This window comes from Caballeronia sp. S22, from assembly GCF_964261745.1.
Lineage (GTDB): Bacteria > Pseudomonadota > Gammaproteobacteria > Burkholderiales > Burkholderiaceae > Caballeronia > Caballeronia jiangsuensis.
Genome location: NZ_OZ180035.1, coordinates 456101 through 469774, shown reverse-complemented (window position 1 = coordinate 469774; position 13674 = coordinate 456101). Strand labels below are relative to the sequence as shown.

Below are 13674 nucleotides of genomic sequence, written 5' to 3'. Positions count from 1 at the left end.
ATACGCCGCACTTACTCCGCCGCCGGCTCCTCGTTCTTGACCTGTTCCTTGCCGACTACCAGCCGCGCCGCGATGATGCCCGCCTCATAAAGAATGATGAGCGGAATCGCGAGAATCAGCTGCGAGAAAACGTCAGGCGGCGTAACGACTGCCGAAATGACGAACGCGCCGACGATCACGTACGGACGGATTTGCTTGAGTTTCTGGATCGATACGACGCCCATGCGCGCGAGAAGCACGACGACGATCGGAACTTCGAATGTCACCCCGAACGCGATGAACATCGTCAGCACGAAGCTCAGGTAGTTGTCGATATCCGTCGTCATTTCCGCGCCCAGCGGCGCGTTGTAGTGCGCCATCACGCGGAAAATCGTCGGGAAGACGACGAAGTACGCGAACGCCATGCCGCACAGAAAAAGCGCGTAGCTGCTGAATACGAGCGGCCCGATGAGCTTCTTCTCATGCTGATACAAACCCGGCGCGACAAAGGCCCAGACCTGATACAGCACGATCGGCAGCGCGATCACGAAGGCGACGAGCATCGTCACCTTCATCGGCACGAAGAACGAACCGGTGACATCGGTGACGATCATCTTGCCGTCGGCTGGCAGGTTCTGCATCAGCGGACGGGCAAGCAGCTTGAAGATGTCCGGCGCCCAGTACACCAGCGCGATGAATACGACGATGACCGAAGCGCCCGCGCGAATGATGCGATCGCGCAATTCGACCAGATGCGAAATGAACGTCTCTTCGACGGGCTCTTCTTTAATGTGTTGCGGGTCGCTCACGCCGGCCCTCGGTAGAAATCATCGATGAAGGAATCGCGGCTCGCTCAGAAGAACTTCGTCTGCCGGCGCAGGGTGGCGGGCGTATGACGAGCGACGCGCGCCGCGCCCGATTGGACCCGCGTGCGACGAGAAGTCGTGCGCTTGTACCAGTTGGGAATCGCGGCCTGCTTCACGCGCCAGTTCTTGCGCCTGGTCGACGTCGATGAAGACGTGCTTGCCCAGGGCTTGTCCGACGCGGCGCTGTCCGACGATTCGCCCGCGCTGCCCGCAATGCTCGGTGCGACCGACGTGCCCTCTTTCCAGGCATCGTTCAGTTCGGATTCATGGCGACGCAGCGTGTCGTGAATCGTCGATTCGACATTCGACGCCGCGGTTTCGAACTCGGTGCGCATTTTCTTCAGCTCATCGAGTTCCATCTCGCGCGAGACTTCCGACTTGACGTCGTTGATATAGCGCTGCGCGCGCCCGAACAGCGCCCCCGCCGTGCGAGCGACGCCGGGCAGGCGCTCCGGCCCGAGGACCACCAGCGCCACGACGCCGATGACCGCCATTTTGGTCAGACCGAGATCGAGCATTGAACGAAAAGTGGAGGGTTACCGTCGGCGGACGGATTAGCGATAGTCGCCCGAACGGGACTTGTCCTTCGCCTCGACGTCCACGGCGCCGTTACGCGGCAGCTCGCGCTGATCGGTCGAATTTGCCGGCGTCTCGCCTTCGCGCATGCCTTCCTTGAAACCCTTGACCGCGCCGCCCAGATCGCCGCCGATATTGCGCAGTTTCTTGGTGCCGAACACCAGCGCCACGATCAGCAGAACGATCAACCAATGCCAAATGCTTAACGAACCCATGAATGAAAACTCTCCGTGATTCCGCCCCGAATTGGGTACCGAGGACGGAAGACTGGCCTTGCGACCTTAGCCGAGGCTGTCCGCCTCAACTTCAACTATCGATTTTGCTCGCCCAATATTTCATTGGAAAGGAGAAAGCAGACGTAGAGTGCCGCATTACCCCATTCGGCGCCACGGGCGCTCGCCGGCCAACAAATGCGCGTGGATGTGATACACCTCCTGCCCGCCGCCCGGCCCGGTATTAATTACCGTGCGAAAACCGGTGTCGCCTCCCGTGTAAGAGACACCCAGATCTTTCGCCAAACGTCCGACGAGACTCACCATTCTACCAAGCAGCGGACTGTCACTTTCTGTGCAGTGGGAAAGTGTTTCAATATGCTTGCGCGGGATCACCAGCACATGCACCGGCGCCGCCGGATTGATGTCGTTGAAGGCGACAAACTCCTCATCTTCATAGACCTTCGTGCTCGGCAATTGGCCAGTAGCGATCTTGCAGAAAATGCAGTTGTCTTGACTCATGTATGTCCCGTTCTCCCTATGCTGGCCTGCTTGATCAAAGCAGAATCAGAACCACGCACGCGGTTCGATCGTCTTGTTCTCGTAGAGATACAACCAGCCTTTGATGATGCGATAAAGCGTCCAGATGCTGACCGCGGCGAGAATCAGGAAGCCGATGCCGATCCAGATCGTCGCGAAACCAATCAGGTGACCCAGCACCGCCCACCAGAACGTGCGGATCTGCCAGGTAAAGTGATCCTCATACTGCGTACCGGCGGCGTCGCTTCGCTTGATGTAGTTGAGGATGATCGCGACCAGGCCCGTGAGCCCGCCGGTCAGCCAATAGAAGGCATACAACGCATACAGAACATGCGTGAACGTGCGAATGTTGCGCAGACGCTCAGGGTCATCCGAGTTCTGAACGACAGGCGGCGGATAGGGTTCGTACTGCCGGTTCATGCTTGCCCTCCTTCGCTTGAAAGCGAGATGCTCGTCAGCTGCCGCTTTGCTCGCGCTCGCGCGACTTGCGCAGCGCCTTCTCCTCGATCCCCGACAAACCTTCGCGACGCTCCAGTTCGGCGACCACGTCGGCGGGACTCAGGTCGAAATGCGACAGCATCACGAGACAATGAAACCACAAATCGGCGACTTCACTAACGAGCGCTTTCGGCGCGCCGCCATGACGCGCGTCCTTCGCGGCGAGCACGACTTCCGTCGCTTCCTCGCCGATCTTCTTCAGGACCGCATCGTCACCCTTGTGAAAGAGTCGGGAAACGTAGGATTGTTCCGGATCGCCGCCCTTGCGACTGTCGATGACGGCGGCGAGGCGCAGCAGCGTGTCCAGCGTATTGGCTTGCGTCATTTGTAGATGCTTTCTGGGTCTTTCAGGACCGGCTCGACGGCGACCCACTCGCCGCTTTCCGCCGTGCCTTCGAATTTCTGGAAAAAACAGGAATGGCGGCCGGTGTGGCACGCGATGCCCGACACCTGCTCGACCTTGAGGAGCACGACGTCTTCGTCGCAATCGAGGCGCACGTCGTGGACGTGCTGCACGTGACCCGATTCTTCGCCCTTGAACCACAGCCGCTGACGCGAGCGCGAGAAGTACACCGCGCGCTTCAGTTCGATCGTCTTCGCGAGCGCCTCGCGATTCATCCACGCGAACATCAGCACCTCGTTGGTCGAAGCTTCCTGCGCGATCACCGGCACGAGGCCGTTCGCGTCCCACTTCACCTTGTCGAGCCAGGTCATTTGATCGCTCACCGCTCACGTCCTCACCGAAATGCCGTGATCGGCCATGAAGCGCTTCGCCTCGGCGACGGTGTGCTCGCCGTAGTGAAAGATGCTCGCGGCAAGCACCGCGTCCGCATGACCTTCGACGATGCCGTCCGCGAGATGCTGCAACGTTCCGACGCCGCCCGAGGCGATCACCGGCACCGGCACCGCGTCCGATACGGCGCGCGTCAACGCGAGATCGAAGCCGGCCTTGGTGCCGTCGCGATCCATGCTGGTCAGAAGAATTTCGCCCGCGCCGTACTCGGCCATCTTGCGCGCCCACTCGATCGCGTCGATGCCCGTCGCCTTGCGGCCGCCGTGCGTGAACACTTCCCAGCGCGGCGTCTCGCCCTCGGCCGACACGCGCTTGGCGTCGATCGCGACGACGATGCACTGCGAACCGTGCTTGTCCGACGCGTCGCGCACGAGCTGAGGATTCGCGACCGCCGACGAATTCATGCTGATCTTGTCCGCACCCGCGTTGAGCAGACGCCGCACGTCCTCGACCGCGCGCACGCCGCCGCCGACGGTCAGCGGAATGAACACCTGCGACGCCACCGACTCGATGATCGGCAGAATCAGATCGCGTTGGTCGGACGTTGCGGTGATGTCGAGAAACGTGAGTTCGTCGGCGCCTTGATCGTCGTAACGACGCGCGATTTCGACGGGATCGCCCGCGTCGCGCAGTTCGACGAAATTGACGCCCTTGACGACGCGACCGGCGGTTACGTCCAGACAGGGAATGATGCGTTTTGCGAGAGCCATGTTCTTGCCACTTACGAAGTAAGGGCGGCGTCGCGGCCGCCCGGTGTGCTGCTCAGATGTGCTCGCGCTCAGGCGTCTTCAGGCGCCGTCGGCTTCGCGCAGCGCGTCGGCGCGCGTTTGCGCCGCCTTGAAATCGAGATCGCCGGAATAGATCGCGCGACCGCAGATCACACCTTCGATGCCCTCGCTCTCGACCTCGCAGAGCGATTCGATATCGGCGATGCTCGACAGTCCGCCGCTCGCGATCACCGGAATCTTCACCGCCTGCGCGAGGCGCACGGTCGCGTCGATGTTGATGCCCTGGAGCATCCCGTCCCGGCCGATATCCGTGTAAATGATCGATTCGCAGCCGTAGTCCTCGAACTTGCGGCCGAGATCGACGACCTCGTGGCCCGTGAGCTTGCTCCAGCCGTCCGTGGCGACCTTGCCGTCCTTCGCGTCCAGCCCGACGATGATGTGCCCCCCGAACGCGCTGCACGCGTCCTGCAGAAAGCCCGGATTCTTCACCGCCGCCGTGCCGATGATGATGTACGACAGGCCGTCGTCCAGATAACGCTCGATGGTCTCCAGATGGCGAATGCCCCCGCCCAGTTGCACGGGAATCTCGCTGCCGACCTCGTCGAGGATCGCGCGGATCGCGTCGCCGTTTCTCGGCTTGCCGGCGAACGCGCCGTTCAGATCGACCAGATGCAGCCGACGGGCGCCGCGATCGACCCAATGTCGGGCCATCGCTGCAGGATCTTCTGAAAAAATGGTCGCCTGGTCCATATCGCCTTGTTTGAGGCGCACGCACTGACCGTCCTTAAGATCGATGGCCGGAATGAGCAGCATAGGTATCGCGTATTTTCTGGGTAGAGTTGATCAAAACGGCGCACGTGCGGTCTTTCGTGCCTGCGCCGCGAGCCGTCTCGCTAGTGTAGTACAAGTCTTGCAACGGTCATGGGCCCGTAGTAATAGGCGAAAACGCTAGCGCGCGAGCCCTTTCACGGGTTCCAGTGCACGAAATTCCGGTACAGGCGCAAACCGGCATCCGCGCTCTTTTCAGGGTGGAATTGGGTCGCGAAGATATTGTCGCGCGCAACCGCCGACGTAAATGCGCTGCCGTACATGGTTTCGCCGGACGTGTGAGCCGGATTGTCCGGCACCACGTAGTAGCTGTGCACGAAGTAAAAGAACGCGCCGTCCGCGACGCCGTCCCAGATCGGGTGCGCCTGCGTCTGACGAACGCGGTTCCAGCCCATCTGCGGCACCTTGAAGCGCGAGCCGTCGTCCTGCAACAGGCCGTCGAGCTGGAAACGCACGACCTTGCCGGGCAAGAGGCCGAGGCCCTTCGTATCGCCTTCCTCGCTCCAGTCGAAGAGCATTTGCTCGCCGACGCACACGCCGAGCATGGGCTTTTCGCGCGCCGCCTGCATCACCGCTTCCTGCAGGCCGGATTCGGCCAGATGCGCCATGCAGTCGCGCATCGCGCCCTGTCCCGGCAGCACGACCCGATCCGCCGCATGGATGCCTTGCGGCTGATCGACGATCGCCACGTTCGCTTCGGGTGCAGCCTTTTTCAGCGCCTGGTAGACCGAGCGCAGGTTGCCCATTCCGTAATCAACAATCGCAATCGAAGTATTCATTTCAAAGATGGCATCAAGGCCTTCAACCCGTTGACGATGAATTCCACCGCCAATGCGGACAACATCAAACCCATGAGACGCGTGCCAATGTTGATTCCCGTGCGCCCGACCCAGCGCGCGATCGGCTCGGCGAGATTCAATGCGCCGAAACACAGCCCCGCGATGATCGCGCCCAGCACGACGAGCCCGAAGCGGTCGTACCAGTGCTGCGCATTGGCAGCATAGACGATCACCGTGCTGATCGAACCCGGGCCGGTGAGCAGCGGTATCGCGAGCGGCACCACCGCGACGTTGTTGCGTTCCTCGGCTTCCATGCGTTCTTCGGCCGTCGAGCGCGCGTTGCCCACCTGCGCGTTCAACATGCTGATCGCCATGAGCAACATGATGATGCCGCCGCCCACTTCGAACGATCCGACCGAAATGCCGAAGAACGCGATGATCTGCTGCCCGAGCAGCGCCGTCACCGCGATCACGCAAAACACGGAAATCGACGCGACGCGAATCGTGTTGCGCTTTTCGATGTCGGATTGCTGCGCGGTCAGGCTCAGGAAAAACGGTATCGCGCCGACCGGATTGATCAGCGCGAGCAACGATATGAACGACTTGAACAGATCCATCTTGTTGTCGACGCGCGCGCCGAATCAGCGTGAGTCGATCAGAGACTGCCCTTGGTCGACGGAATCTGCCCCGCCGCGCGTTCGTCCATTTCGACGGCCATGCGCAGCGCGCGGCCGAACGCCTTGAACACGGTCTCGACCTGATGATGCGCATTGATGCCGCGCAGGTTGTCGATATGCAGCGTGACGCCCGCGTGATTCACGAAGCCGCGGAAGAATTCGATGGTGAGGTCGACGTCGAACGTGCCGATGCGCGCGCGCGTGAACGGCACGTGGAATTCGAGACCCGGACGGCCGGAAAAATCGATCACGACGCGCGACAGCGCCTCGTCGAGCGGCACGTACGAATGACCGTAGCGGCGAATGCCCTTGCGATCGCCGATGGCCTTCGCGACCGCCTGCCCCAACGTGATGCCGGTGTCTTCGACAGTATGGTGATCGTCGATATGGAGGTCTCCATGCGCTTCGATGTCGAGATCGATGAGCCCGTGACGGGCGATCTGGTCGAGCATGTGATCGAGGAACGGGACGCCGGTGGCGAGCTTTTGCTTGCCGGTGCCGTCCAGATCGAGCTTCACACGGATCTGCGTTTCGCTGGTGTTGCGAACGACTTCCGCAATGCGCATGGTGATTCCTTGAGACTTTCGAAAGTGGGGTTCAGTTCGGTGCGAGCTTTTTCAGCGCCGCGACCATGTGTGCGTTTTCTTCGGCCGTCCCGACCGTCAAACGCACGCAATTGGTCAGCAATGGGTGCATTTTACCCACGTTTTTTATCAAAACCCGTGAAGTCAGAAGGGTTTCGAAAGCAACGGCGGCGTCCGGCACGCGCACGAGCAGGAAATTGCCCGCGCTCGGAAAGACCGTCATGCCGGGCAGCGCGGCGACTTCCCGCACGAGCGCGGCGCGTTGCGCGCGCAGATCGGCGGCCTGGGCGTCGAGCACGTCGAGGTGATCGAGCAGAAAATCGGCGGTCGCCTGCGTCAGCACGTTGATGTTGTACGGCGGGCGCACCTTGTCGAACTGCGTGATCCACGAAGGACGGCCCGCCATGTAACCGAGGCGGATGCCCGCGAGCCCGAGCTTCGAGACGGTCCGCATCACGACGACGTTATCGAACTCCGCCGCGCGCGGCATCCAGCTTTTCCCGGCGAAGGGTTGATACGCCTCGTCGATCACGACGAGACTCTTCTTCGCCGCGGCGATCACGCGCTCCATGTCGGCGTCTTCGTAGAGCGTGCCGGTCGGGTTGTTCGGATACGCGAGATACACGAGCGCGGGCTCGTGTTCGTCGATGGCGGCGATCAGCGCGTCGGCGTCGAGCGTGAAGTCCGGCTTGAGCGGCACGCCGATGAACTCCAGATGCGCGAACTTCGCCGACATTTCGTACATCACGAAGCCCGGCACAGGTGCGACGACCTTCGCGCCCGGCTTCGAACACGCGACCGACATCATGCTGATCAGTTCGTCCGAGCCGTTGCCGAGCAGCACGTCGCATGCGTCGGGCACCTTCATCGTGCGCTTGATCTTCGCGAGCAAATCCACGGGCCGCGGAGCCGGATAGCGATTGAGCGCGACGCCCGCGAGATGCGCGCCGAGACGTTCGGCGAGATCGGCGGGCAGGCTGTAGGGATTTTCCATCGCGTCGAGCTTGATCAGGCCCGTGGCATCGGGCACGGGATAGCTCGTCATCGCGAGGATGTCGGGACGAATGATGTCTTGTGCTGTGGTCATGTTTTCCCGGCGTGTCTCTCGCCGGTCAGGCGGCGGCTCTCAGGCCGCCTCGTTCATTCGGGCCGGCTCGATTTCAGCCGACGTTTTTCATCCGGTATTCCGCACTGCGCGCGTGCGCCTGCAGGCCTTCGCCGTACGCCAGCTCCGCCGCGATCTCGCCGAGCGTCTGGGCGCCGTCCGCGCTCACTTCGATCACGCTCGAACGCTTCATGAAATCGTACACGCCGAGCGGCGACGAGAAGCGCGCGGTGCGCGACGTCGGCAGCACGTGGTTCGGACCGGCGCAGTAATCGCCGAGACTTTCGCTCGTGTAGCGGCCGAGGAACATCGCGCCGGCATTGTGAATTTGCGCGGCCCACTGATGCGGATCGAGCGCGGAAATTTCGAGGTGCTCCGGCGCGATGTCGTTCGCGATCGCGCACGCTTCGGCCATGTCCTTCACCTTGATGAGCGCGCCGCGATCTTCGAGCGAACGCTGAATGACGTCGCGGCGCGGCATCGACGGAAGCAGTTCGACGATCGCATCCTCGACACGCTGGATGAAGTTGTCGTCCGGGCACAGCAGGATGGATTGCGCGAGTTCGTCGTGCTCGGCTTGCGAGAAGAGGTCCATCGCGACCCAGCGGGGATCGGTGGTGGCGTCGCAGATGACAAGAATCTCGGACGGCCCCGCGATCATGTCGATGCCAACGGTTCCGAACACGCGACGCTTCGCCGACGCGACATACGCGTTGCCCGGACCGCAGATCTTGTCCACCGCAGGCACGCTTTGAGTGCCGTACGCGAGCGCGCCGACCGCCTGCGCGCCGCCGATCGTGAACACGCGATCCACGCCGCCGAGTAGTGCCGCCGCGAGCACGAGCGGATTTTTCACGCCGTCGGGCGTCGGCACGACCATCACGATTTCCTTCACGCCCGCGACGCGCGCCGGAATCGCGTTCATCAGCACCGACGACGGATACGCCGCCTTGCCGCCCGGAACATAGATGCCCGCGCGATCGAGCGGCATGACTTTCTGGCCGAGCACGGTGCCGTCGGCTTCGGTGTATTGCCAGCTATGGCTGCCGCACTCGATGCGCTGCTTCTCGTGATAACCGCGCACGCGCGCTGCCGCCGCTTCCAGCGCCGCGCGGCGCTTCGGCTCGAGACCTTCGAGCGCGGCTTCCATTTCGGACAGCGGCAATTCGAGCGCCGCGACGCTGTCCGCCTTCAGGCGATCGAACTTGTTGGTGTATTCGAGCACGGCCTGATCGCCGCGCGCCTTCACATCCGCGAGAATCTGCGCGACCGAGCGCTCGATTGCCTCATCCTCGCTCGCTTCGAATGCGAGAACCGCACGCAACGCCTTGTGAAAACCATCGGTGCGTGAATCGAGTTTGCGAATCTTGATAGACATGCTGGTTTTCCGTTTTGCTGGTGGCGCGCCGCGGCGTGCGGCTCGCCTAATTTCCTATTGCGGCCGTGGCGCGCTCGAACGCGTCGAGGTACGGCTTGAGCGCCGCGCGCTTCAGCTTGAGCGCCGCCTGGTTCACGACGAGGCGCGACGAAATCTGCATGATCTCTTCGACTTCGACGAGATTGTTCGCTCGCAGCGTGCCGCCCGAGCTGACCAGATCGACGATCGCATCCGCGAGCCCGACGAGCGGCGCGAGTTCCATCGAACCGTACAGCTTGATCAGATCGACGTGGACGCCCTTCGCCGCGAAATGCTGACGCGCGGTCTCGGTGTACTTCGTCGCGACGCGCAGACGCGCGCCCTGGCGCACCGCGCTCGCGTAATCGAAGCCCGCCTTCACGGCCACCGACATCCGGCAACGCGCGATGTCCAGATCGATCGGTTGATACAGGCCGCTGCCGCCGTGCTCGATCAGCACGTCTTTGCCCGCGACGCCAAAGTCCGCCGCGCCGTATTCGACGTAGGTCGGCACATCGGTCGCGCGCACGATGATCACGCGCAGGTTCGGGTTCGTGGTCGGCAGGATCAGCTTGCGCGAGCTCTCCGGATCTTCGGCCACCTGCACGCCGGCGGCGGCGAGCAACGGCAGCGTTTCCTCGAAGATACGCCCTTTGGACAGCGCGAGCGTGAGGGGCGCGCTCGGCTCCACCGACGACGACGTCTGCGGCAGCGAGCTCATTGCTCGCTCCCGCTGCCCTTGATGCGGCGCACGTTCGCGCCGACTGCCGTCAGTTTCGATTCCATGCGGTCGTAGCCGCGATCCAGATGGTAGATGCGATCGATCAGCGTTTCGCCGTCCGCGCACATCGCCGCGATCACGAGACTCGCGGACGCGCGCAGATCGGTTGCCATGACCTTTGCGCCGGAAAGTTTCTCGACGCCGCTGATGAGCGCCGTGTTGCCATCGATCGTGATGTGCGCGCCGAGACGGTTCAGCTCCTGCACGTGCATGAAGCGGTTCTCGAAGATCGTCTCGACCACTTGCGACGTGCCGTTCGCGATCGTGTTGAGCGCCATGAACTGCGCCTGCATATCGGTCGGGAACGCGGGATATTCGGACGTGCGGATATTCACCGCACCGGCGCGCTTGTCCATGCGCACGCGCATCCAGTCGTCGCCTTCCTCGATGCTGACGCCGGCTTCGCGCAGCTTGGCCGTCACGGCGTCGAGCAGATGCGAGCTCACGCGACGCAGCGTGACATCGCCGCCCGCCGCCGCGACCGCGCACAGGAACGTGCCGGCCTCGATGCGATCCGGCACGACGTCGTGCTTTGCGCCGTGCAGCTTCTCGACGCCCTGAATCACCAGACGATCGGTGCCGATGCCGTCGATCTTCGCGCCCATCTTCACGAGCAGATGCGCGAGGTCGCTCACTTCGGGTTCGCGCGCGGCGTTCTCGATGACCGTCTCGCCTTCGGCCAGCACCGCCGCCATCAGCAGGTTTTCGGTGCCGGTAACGGTGATCATGTCGGTGATGATGCGCGCGCCCTTCAGACGCTTCGCGCGCGCTTCGATGAAGCCGTGCTCGATATTGATCTCGGCGCCCATCGCCTGCAGACCCTTGATGTGCTGATCGACCGGACGCGCGCCGATCGCGCAGCCGCCGGGCAGCGACACCTTCGCCTCGCCGAAGCGCGCGACGAGCGGCCCGAGCACGAGAATCGACGCGCGCATCGTCTTGACCATTTCGTACGGCGCGATCAGCTTGTCGACCTTCGATGCATTGAGGCTCACGCGGCCGTCGCCGGACACTTCGGACTGCACGCCCATCTGGCGCAGCAGCTTGACCATCGTGCGCACGTCCTGAAGATTCGGCACGTTCGACAGATGGACGTCGTCGGCGGTGAGAAGACTTGCGCAAAGAATGGGCAAAGCCGCGTTCTTCGCGCCCGATACGGTGATTTCGCCAGAGAGCTTCGCGCCCCCCGTGATGACCAATTTATCCATTGCTTGTCCTTCGACCGAGCTTCCTGCTGCGGAGCCGTTTTCGGCGCCGCGGTTATCTTGAATGAATCGCACTCTTACTGCCTTTGTCTGCCGGTGATGCCGGTGTTACATGAATTGAGTCGTGTGACCTGATTGGCTTCGCCGGGTGGACTCAGGCCGATTTCCACTCGTCGGGGGTGAGGGTCTTCATGCTCAGCGCATGAATCTCCTCGCGCATGCGCTCGCCGAGCGCCGCATAAACCAGTTGATGACGCGCGATCAGCCGCTTGCCGACGAACGCATCGCTCACGATGGTCGCGAAAAAGTGCTGGCCGTCGCCTTCCACTTCGAGATGCTGGCAGGACAAGCCGCCAGCGATGTAGTCCTTCACTTGCTCCGGAGTCGGCAACATGGAAGTCTCCTTGAATTAGTGACGCAGCTTGTAGCCGCTCGCGAGCAAACGCACGGCGATCAGCGCCAGCACGGCCAGGAATCCGCCGACGATGCCGAGACTCACCAGCGGATTCACGTCGGACAGGCCGAAGAAGCCGTAACGAAAGCCGTCGATCATGTAGAAGAACGGATTCAGATGCGACACCGCGCGCCACAGGGGCGGCAGCGTATGTGTCGAGTAGAACACGCCGGAAAGAAACGTGAGCGGCATGATCAGGAAGTTCTGGAACGCGGCCAGCTGATCGAACTTGTCGGCCCAGATGCCCGCGATCAGACCCAGCGTGCCGAGAATGCCCGAACCGAGGATCGCGAACGCAATGATGTAGAACGGTGCGGAAAAAGACATCGGGATGAACCATATCGTCACGATGAACACGCCGAAGCCCACGCACAGCCCGCGCACGACCGACGCCAGCACGTACGCAAAGAACATTTCCCAATGCGCGATCGGCGGCAGCAGCACGAATACGAGATTGCCGGTGATCTTCGACTGGATCAGCGACGACGAACTGTTCGCGAACGCGTTCTGCAGCACGCTCATCATCACGAGGCCGGGCACGAGAAAGCTCGTGTAGCCGACGCCCGGATACACCTGCACGTGTCCCGACAACGCGTGACCGAAGATGGTCAGATACAGCAGCGCCGTGACGACCGGCGCGAGCACGGTCTGAAACGAAACCTTCCAGAAGCGCAGCAGCTCCTTGTAGAACAACGTCTGGAAACCGCTCATGAAAGCCCCTCGACCACTTCCGGCTCGTTCATCACCTGCACGAACACGTCTTCCAGATCGGCCTTGCGCACGTCGATTTCATCGAACGTGCAGCCTGCCGCACGGCATTTCGCGAGAATCGGCTCGACGTCGTCGTAGCTCGCGAGGCGCAGCAAATGCTGCGCGCCCGACACCGCGTGCGGATCGACTTCGAGCGCGCGCAAGTCGGCTGGCAACGCGCCGTTGGACAGGCGCAGATACAACTGCATGCCCGAGAAACGCTGCAGCAGCGTGCTCGTGCGCTCGAGCGCGACGACTTCACCGCGACGAAGCATCGCGAGCCGGTGACACAGCGATTCGGCTTCTTCGAGATAGTGCGTCGTCAGCACGATCGTGTGACCTTCGCGATTCAGGCGCGAGATGAACTTCCAGAGCGTCTGACGCAATTCAACATCGACGCCGGCGGTGGGCTCATCGAGCACGATCACGGGCGGACGATGCACGAGCGCCTGCGCGACGAGCACGCGACGCTTCATCCCGCCCGACAGCGCGCGCGTGTTGACGTCGGCTTTTTCGGTGAGATCGAGATTGGCCATGACCTCGTCGATCCAGTCGTCGTTGTTGCGCAAGCCGAAGTAGCCCGACTGGATCCGGAGCGACTCGCGCACGGTGAAGAACGGATCGAACACGAGTTCCTGCGGCACGACGCCGAGTGCGCGCCGCGCCGCCCGGAAGTCGCTGACGACATCGTGGCCGCGCACGGAGATCGTGCCGCTATCGGCGCGCGCCAGGCCGGCCAGAATGCTGATCAACGTGGTTTTGCCCGCGCCGTTGGGGCCGAGCAAGCCGAAGAACTCGCCCTCTTCCACCGTGAGGCTCACGCCTTTAAGCGCCTGGAGATCCTTGTAGCGCTTCCTGACGTTTCGGATTTCTATGGCTGACATGTAGACAGTGCGCGCGCCGCGCACGGCCGCGCCTCAAAT

The 13674-nt window shown here is 62.4% G+C and carries 19 protein-coding genes; all 19 read right to left on the bottom strand.

What is annotated here, in order from left to right; translation table 11 throughout:
- Positions 1 to 11: 11 nt before the first annotated feature.
- The 19 genes from tatC to ACEN42_RS02195 all read right to left on the bottom strand — a co-directional run bounded on the left by tatC (position 12) and on the right by ACEN42_RS02195 (position 13635).
- Positions 12 to 788 (bottom strand): twin-arginine translocase subunit TatC, encoded by a 777-nt coding sequence (gene tatC, locus ACEN42_RS02285; protein ID WP_035506608.1) that lies wholly within the window; start codon positions 786 to 788, stop codon positions 12 to 14.
- Between the two features lie 44 nt (positions 789 to 832).
- Positions 833 to 1363 carry a Sec-independent protein translocase protein TatB gene (tatB, locus tag ACEN42_RS02280; RefSeq protein WP_371880533.1) on the bottom strand — a complete coding sequence of 177 codons (531 nt, stop codon included), beginning with the start codon at positions 1361 to 1363 and terminating at the stop codon, positions 833 to 835.
- A 36-nt stretch (positions 1364 to 1399) separates the two neighbouring features.
- The gene (gene tatA / locus ACEN42_RS02275; RefSeq protein ID WP_035506614.1) at positions 1400 to 1636 is read right to left on the bottom strand and encodes a Sec-independent protein translocase subunit TatA; all 237 of its coding nucleotides are present in this window, start codon (positions 1634 to 1636) and stop codon (positions 1400 to 1402) included.
- A gap of 156 nt (positions 1637 to 1792) precedes the next feature.
- Positions 1793 to 2155 (bottom strand): histidine triad nucleotide-binding protein, encoded by a 363-nt coding sequence (locus ACEN42_RS02270; RefSeq protein WP_035506769.1) that lies wholly within the window; start codon positions 2153 to 2155, stop codon positions 1793 to 1795.
- A gap of 45 nt (positions 2156 to 2200) precedes the next feature.
- Positions 2201 to 2593 carry a DUF4870 family protein gene (locus ACEN42_RS02265; RefSeq protein ID WP_371880532.1) on the bottom strand — a complete coding sequence of 131 codons (393 nt, stop codon included), beginning with the start codon at positions 2591 to 2593 and terminating at the stop codon, positions 2201 to 2203.
- 34 nt (positions 2594 to 2627) lie between these two features.
- Positions 2628 to 2996, bottom strand: coding sequence for a phosphoribosyl-ATP diphosphatase (locus ACEN42_RS02260; RefSeq protein ID WP_035506620.1), 369 nt, complete (start codon positions 2994 to 2996; stop codon positions 2628 to 2630).
- Positions 2993 to 3385 carry a phosphoribosyl-AMP cyclohydrolase gene (gene hisI, locus ACEN42_RS02255; RefSeq protein ID WP_371881049.1) on the bottom strand — a complete coding sequence of 131 codons (393 nt, stop codon included), beginning with the start codon at positions 3383 to 3385 and terminating at the stop codon, positions 2993 to 2995. The genes ACEN42_RS02260 and hisI overlap by 4 nt, the downstream gene beginning before the upstream one ends.
- A 15-nt stretch (positions 3386 to 3400) precedes the next feature.
- On the bottom strand, positions 3401 to 4174 hold the full coding sequence (gene hisF, locus ACEN42_RS02250; RefSeq protein WP_371880531.1) for an imidazole glycerol phosphate synthase subunit HisF: 774 nt from the start codon (positions 4172 to 4174) through the stop codon (positions 3401 to 3403).
- A 78-nt stretch (positions 4175 to 4252) separates the two neighbouring features.
- Positions 4253 to 5005 (bottom strand): 1-(5-phosphoribosyl)-5-[(5-phosphoribosylamino)methylideneamino]imidazole-4-carboxamide isomerase, encoded by a 753-nt coding sequence (hisA, locus tag ACEN42_RS02245; protein WP_035506628.1) that lies wholly within the window; start codon positions 5003 to 5005, stop codon positions 4253 to 4255.
- Positions 5006 to 5157: 152 nt separating this feature from the next.
- Positions 5158 to 5799: an imidazole glycerol phosphate synthase subunit HisH gene (gene hisH / locus ACEN42_RS02240; RefSeq protein WP_075583928.1), complete on the bottom strand. Its 642-nt coding sequence runs from the start codon at positions 5797 to 5799 to the stop codon at positions 5158 to 5160.
- A complete protein-coding gene (locus ACEN42_RS02235; RefSeq protein ID WP_035506633.1) occupies positions 5796 to 6416 on the bottom strand; it encodes a MarC family protein in 621 nt (206 codons plus the stop codon). The genes hisH and ACEN42_RS02235 overlap by 4 nt, the downstream gene beginning before the upstream one ends.
- 38 nt (positions 6417 to 6454) lie before the next feature.
- The gene (hisB, locus tag ACEN42_RS02230; RefSeq protein WP_035506636.1) at positions 6455 to 7042 is read right to left on the bottom strand and encodes an imidazoleglycerol-phosphate dehydratase HisB; all 588 of its coding nucleotides are present in this window, start codon (positions 7040 to 7042) and stop codon (positions 6455 to 6457) included.
- Between the two features lie 31 nt (positions 7043 to 7073).
- On the bottom strand, positions 7074 to 8147 hold the full coding sequence (hisC, locus tag ACEN42_RS02225; protein WP_371880530.1) for a histidinol-phosphate transaminase: 1074 nt from the start codon (positions 8145 to 8147) through the stop codon (positions 7074 to 7076).
- 73 nt (positions 8148 to 8220) lie between these two features.
- Positions 8221 to 9543, bottom strand: a complete 1323-nt coding sequence (gene hisD, locus ACEN42_RS02220) for a histidinol dehydrogenase (RefSeq protein WP_238217180.1) — start codon at positions 9541 to 9543, stop codon at positions 8221 to 8223.
- Positions 9544 to 9589: 46 nt separating this feature from the next.
- Positions 9590 to 10282, bottom strand: a complete 693-nt coding sequence (gene hisG, locus ACEN42_RS02215) for an ATP phosphoribosyltransferase (RefSeq protein ID WP_187609293.1) — start codon at positions 10280 to 10282, stop codon at positions 9590 to 9592.
- Positions 10279 to 11550 (bottom strand): UDP-N-acetylglucosamine 1-carboxyvinyltransferase, encoded by a 1272-nt coding sequence (gene murA / locus ACEN42_RS02210; RefSeq protein ID WP_187609294.1) that lies wholly within the window; start codon positions 11548 to 11550, stop codon positions 10279 to 10281. Before murA ends, hisG begins: the two co-directional genes overlap by 4 nt.
- A gap of 151 nt (positions 11551 to 11701) precedes the next feature.
- Positions 11702 to 11941: a BolA family protein gene (locus ACEN42_RS02205; RefSeq protein ID WP_035506651.1), complete on the bottom strand. Its 240-nt coding sequence runs from the start codon at positions 11939 to 11941 to the stop codon at positions 11702 to 11704.
- A gap of 15 nt (positions 11942 to 11956) precedes the next feature.
- On the bottom strand, positions 11957 to 12712 hold the full coding sequence (locus ACEN42_RS02200; protein WP_035506654.1) for an ABC transporter permease: 756 nt from the start codon (positions 12710 to 12712) through the stop codon (positions 11957 to 11959).
- A complete protein-coding gene (locus tag ACEN42_RS02195; RefSeq protein WP_187609295.1) occupies positions 12709 to 13635 on the bottom strand; it encodes an ABC transporter ATP-binding protein in 927 nt (308 codons plus the stop codon). Before ACEN42_RS02195 ends, ACEN42_RS02200 begins: the two co-directional genes overlap by 4 nt.
- Positions 13636 to 13674: the final 39 nt, after the last annotated feature.

What these genes read in the sequence shown, in the direction of transcription:
- murA (WP_187609294.1), bottom strand. Translation starts at nt 11,550, where the DNA reads ATGGATAAATTGGTCATCACGGGGGGCGCGAAGCTCTCTGGCGAAATC.
- ACEN42_RS02260 (WP_035506620.1), bottom strand. Translation starts at nt 2,996, where the DNA reads ATGACGCAAGCCAATACGCTGGACACGCTGCTGCGCCTCGCCGCCGTC.
- hisI (WP_371881049.1), bottom strand. Translation starts at nt 3,385, where the DNA reads ATGACCTGGCTCGACAAGGTGAAGTGGGACGCGAACGGCCTCGTGCCG.
- tatB (WP_371880533.1), bottom strand. Translation starts at nt 1,363, where the DNA reads ATGCTCGATCTCGGTCTGACCAAAATGGCGGTCATCGGCGTCGTGGCG.
- hisF (WP_371880531.1), bottom strand. Translation starts at nt 4,174, where the DNA reads ATGGCTCTCGCAAAACGCATCATTCCCTGTCTGGACGTAACCGCCGGT.
- hisC (WP_371880530.1), bottom strand. Translation starts at nt 8,147, where the DNA reads ATGACCACAGCACAAGACATCATTCGTCCCGACATCCTCGCGATGACG.
- ACEN42_RS02270 (WP_035506769.1), bottom strand. Translation starts at nt 2,155, where the DNA reads ATGAGTCAAGACAACTGCATTTTCTGCAAGATCGCTACTGGCCAATTG.
- hisG (WP_187609293.1), bottom strand. Translation starts at nt 10,282, where the DNA reads ATGAGCTCGCTGCCGCAGACGTCGTCGTCGGTGGAGCCGAGCGCGCCC.
- tatA (WP_035506614.1), bottom strand. Translation starts at nt 1,636, where the DNA reads ATGGGTTCGTTAAGCATTTGGCATTGGTTGATCGTTCTGCTGATCGTG.
- ACEN42_RS02265 (WP_371880532.1), bottom strand. Translation starts at nt 2,593, where the DNA reads ATGAACCGGCAGTACGAACCCTATCCGCCGCCTGTCGTTCAGAACTCG.
- hisB (WP_035506636.1), bottom strand. Translation starts at nt 7,042, where the DNA reads ATGCGCATTGCGGAAGTCGTTCGCAACACCAGCGAAACGCAGATCCGT.
- hisD (WP_238217180.1), bottom strand. Translation starts at nt 9,543, where the DNA reads ATGTCTATCAAGATTCGCAAACTCGATTCACGCACCGATGGTTTTCAC.
- ACEN42_RS02235 (WP_035506633.1), bottom strand. Translation starts at nt 6,416, where the DNA reads ATGGATCTGTTCAAGTCGTTCATATCGTTGCTCGCGCTGATCAATCCG.
- hisA (WP_035506628.1), bottom strand. Translation starts at nt 5,005, where the DNA reads ATGCTGCTCATTCCGGCCATCGATCTTAAGGACGGTCAGTGCGTGCGC.
- ACEN42_RS02205 (WP_035506651.1), bottom strand. Translation starts at nt 11,941, where the DNA reads ATGTTGCCGACTCCGGAGCAAGTGAAGGACTACATCGCTGGCGGCTTG.
- hisH (WP_075583928.1), bottom strand. Translation starts at nt 5,799, where the DNA reads ATGAATACTTCGATTGCGATTGTTGATTACGGAATGGGCAACCTGCGC.
- ACEN42_RS02195 (WP_187609295.1), bottom strand. Translation starts at nt 13,635, where the DNA reads ATGTCAGCCATAGAAATCCGAAACGTCAGGAAGCGCTACAAGGATCTC.
- ACEN42_RS02200 (WP_035506654.1), bottom strand. Translation starts at nt 12,712, where the DNA reads ATGAGCGGTTTCCAGACGTTGTTCTACAAGGAGCTGCTGCGCTTCTGG.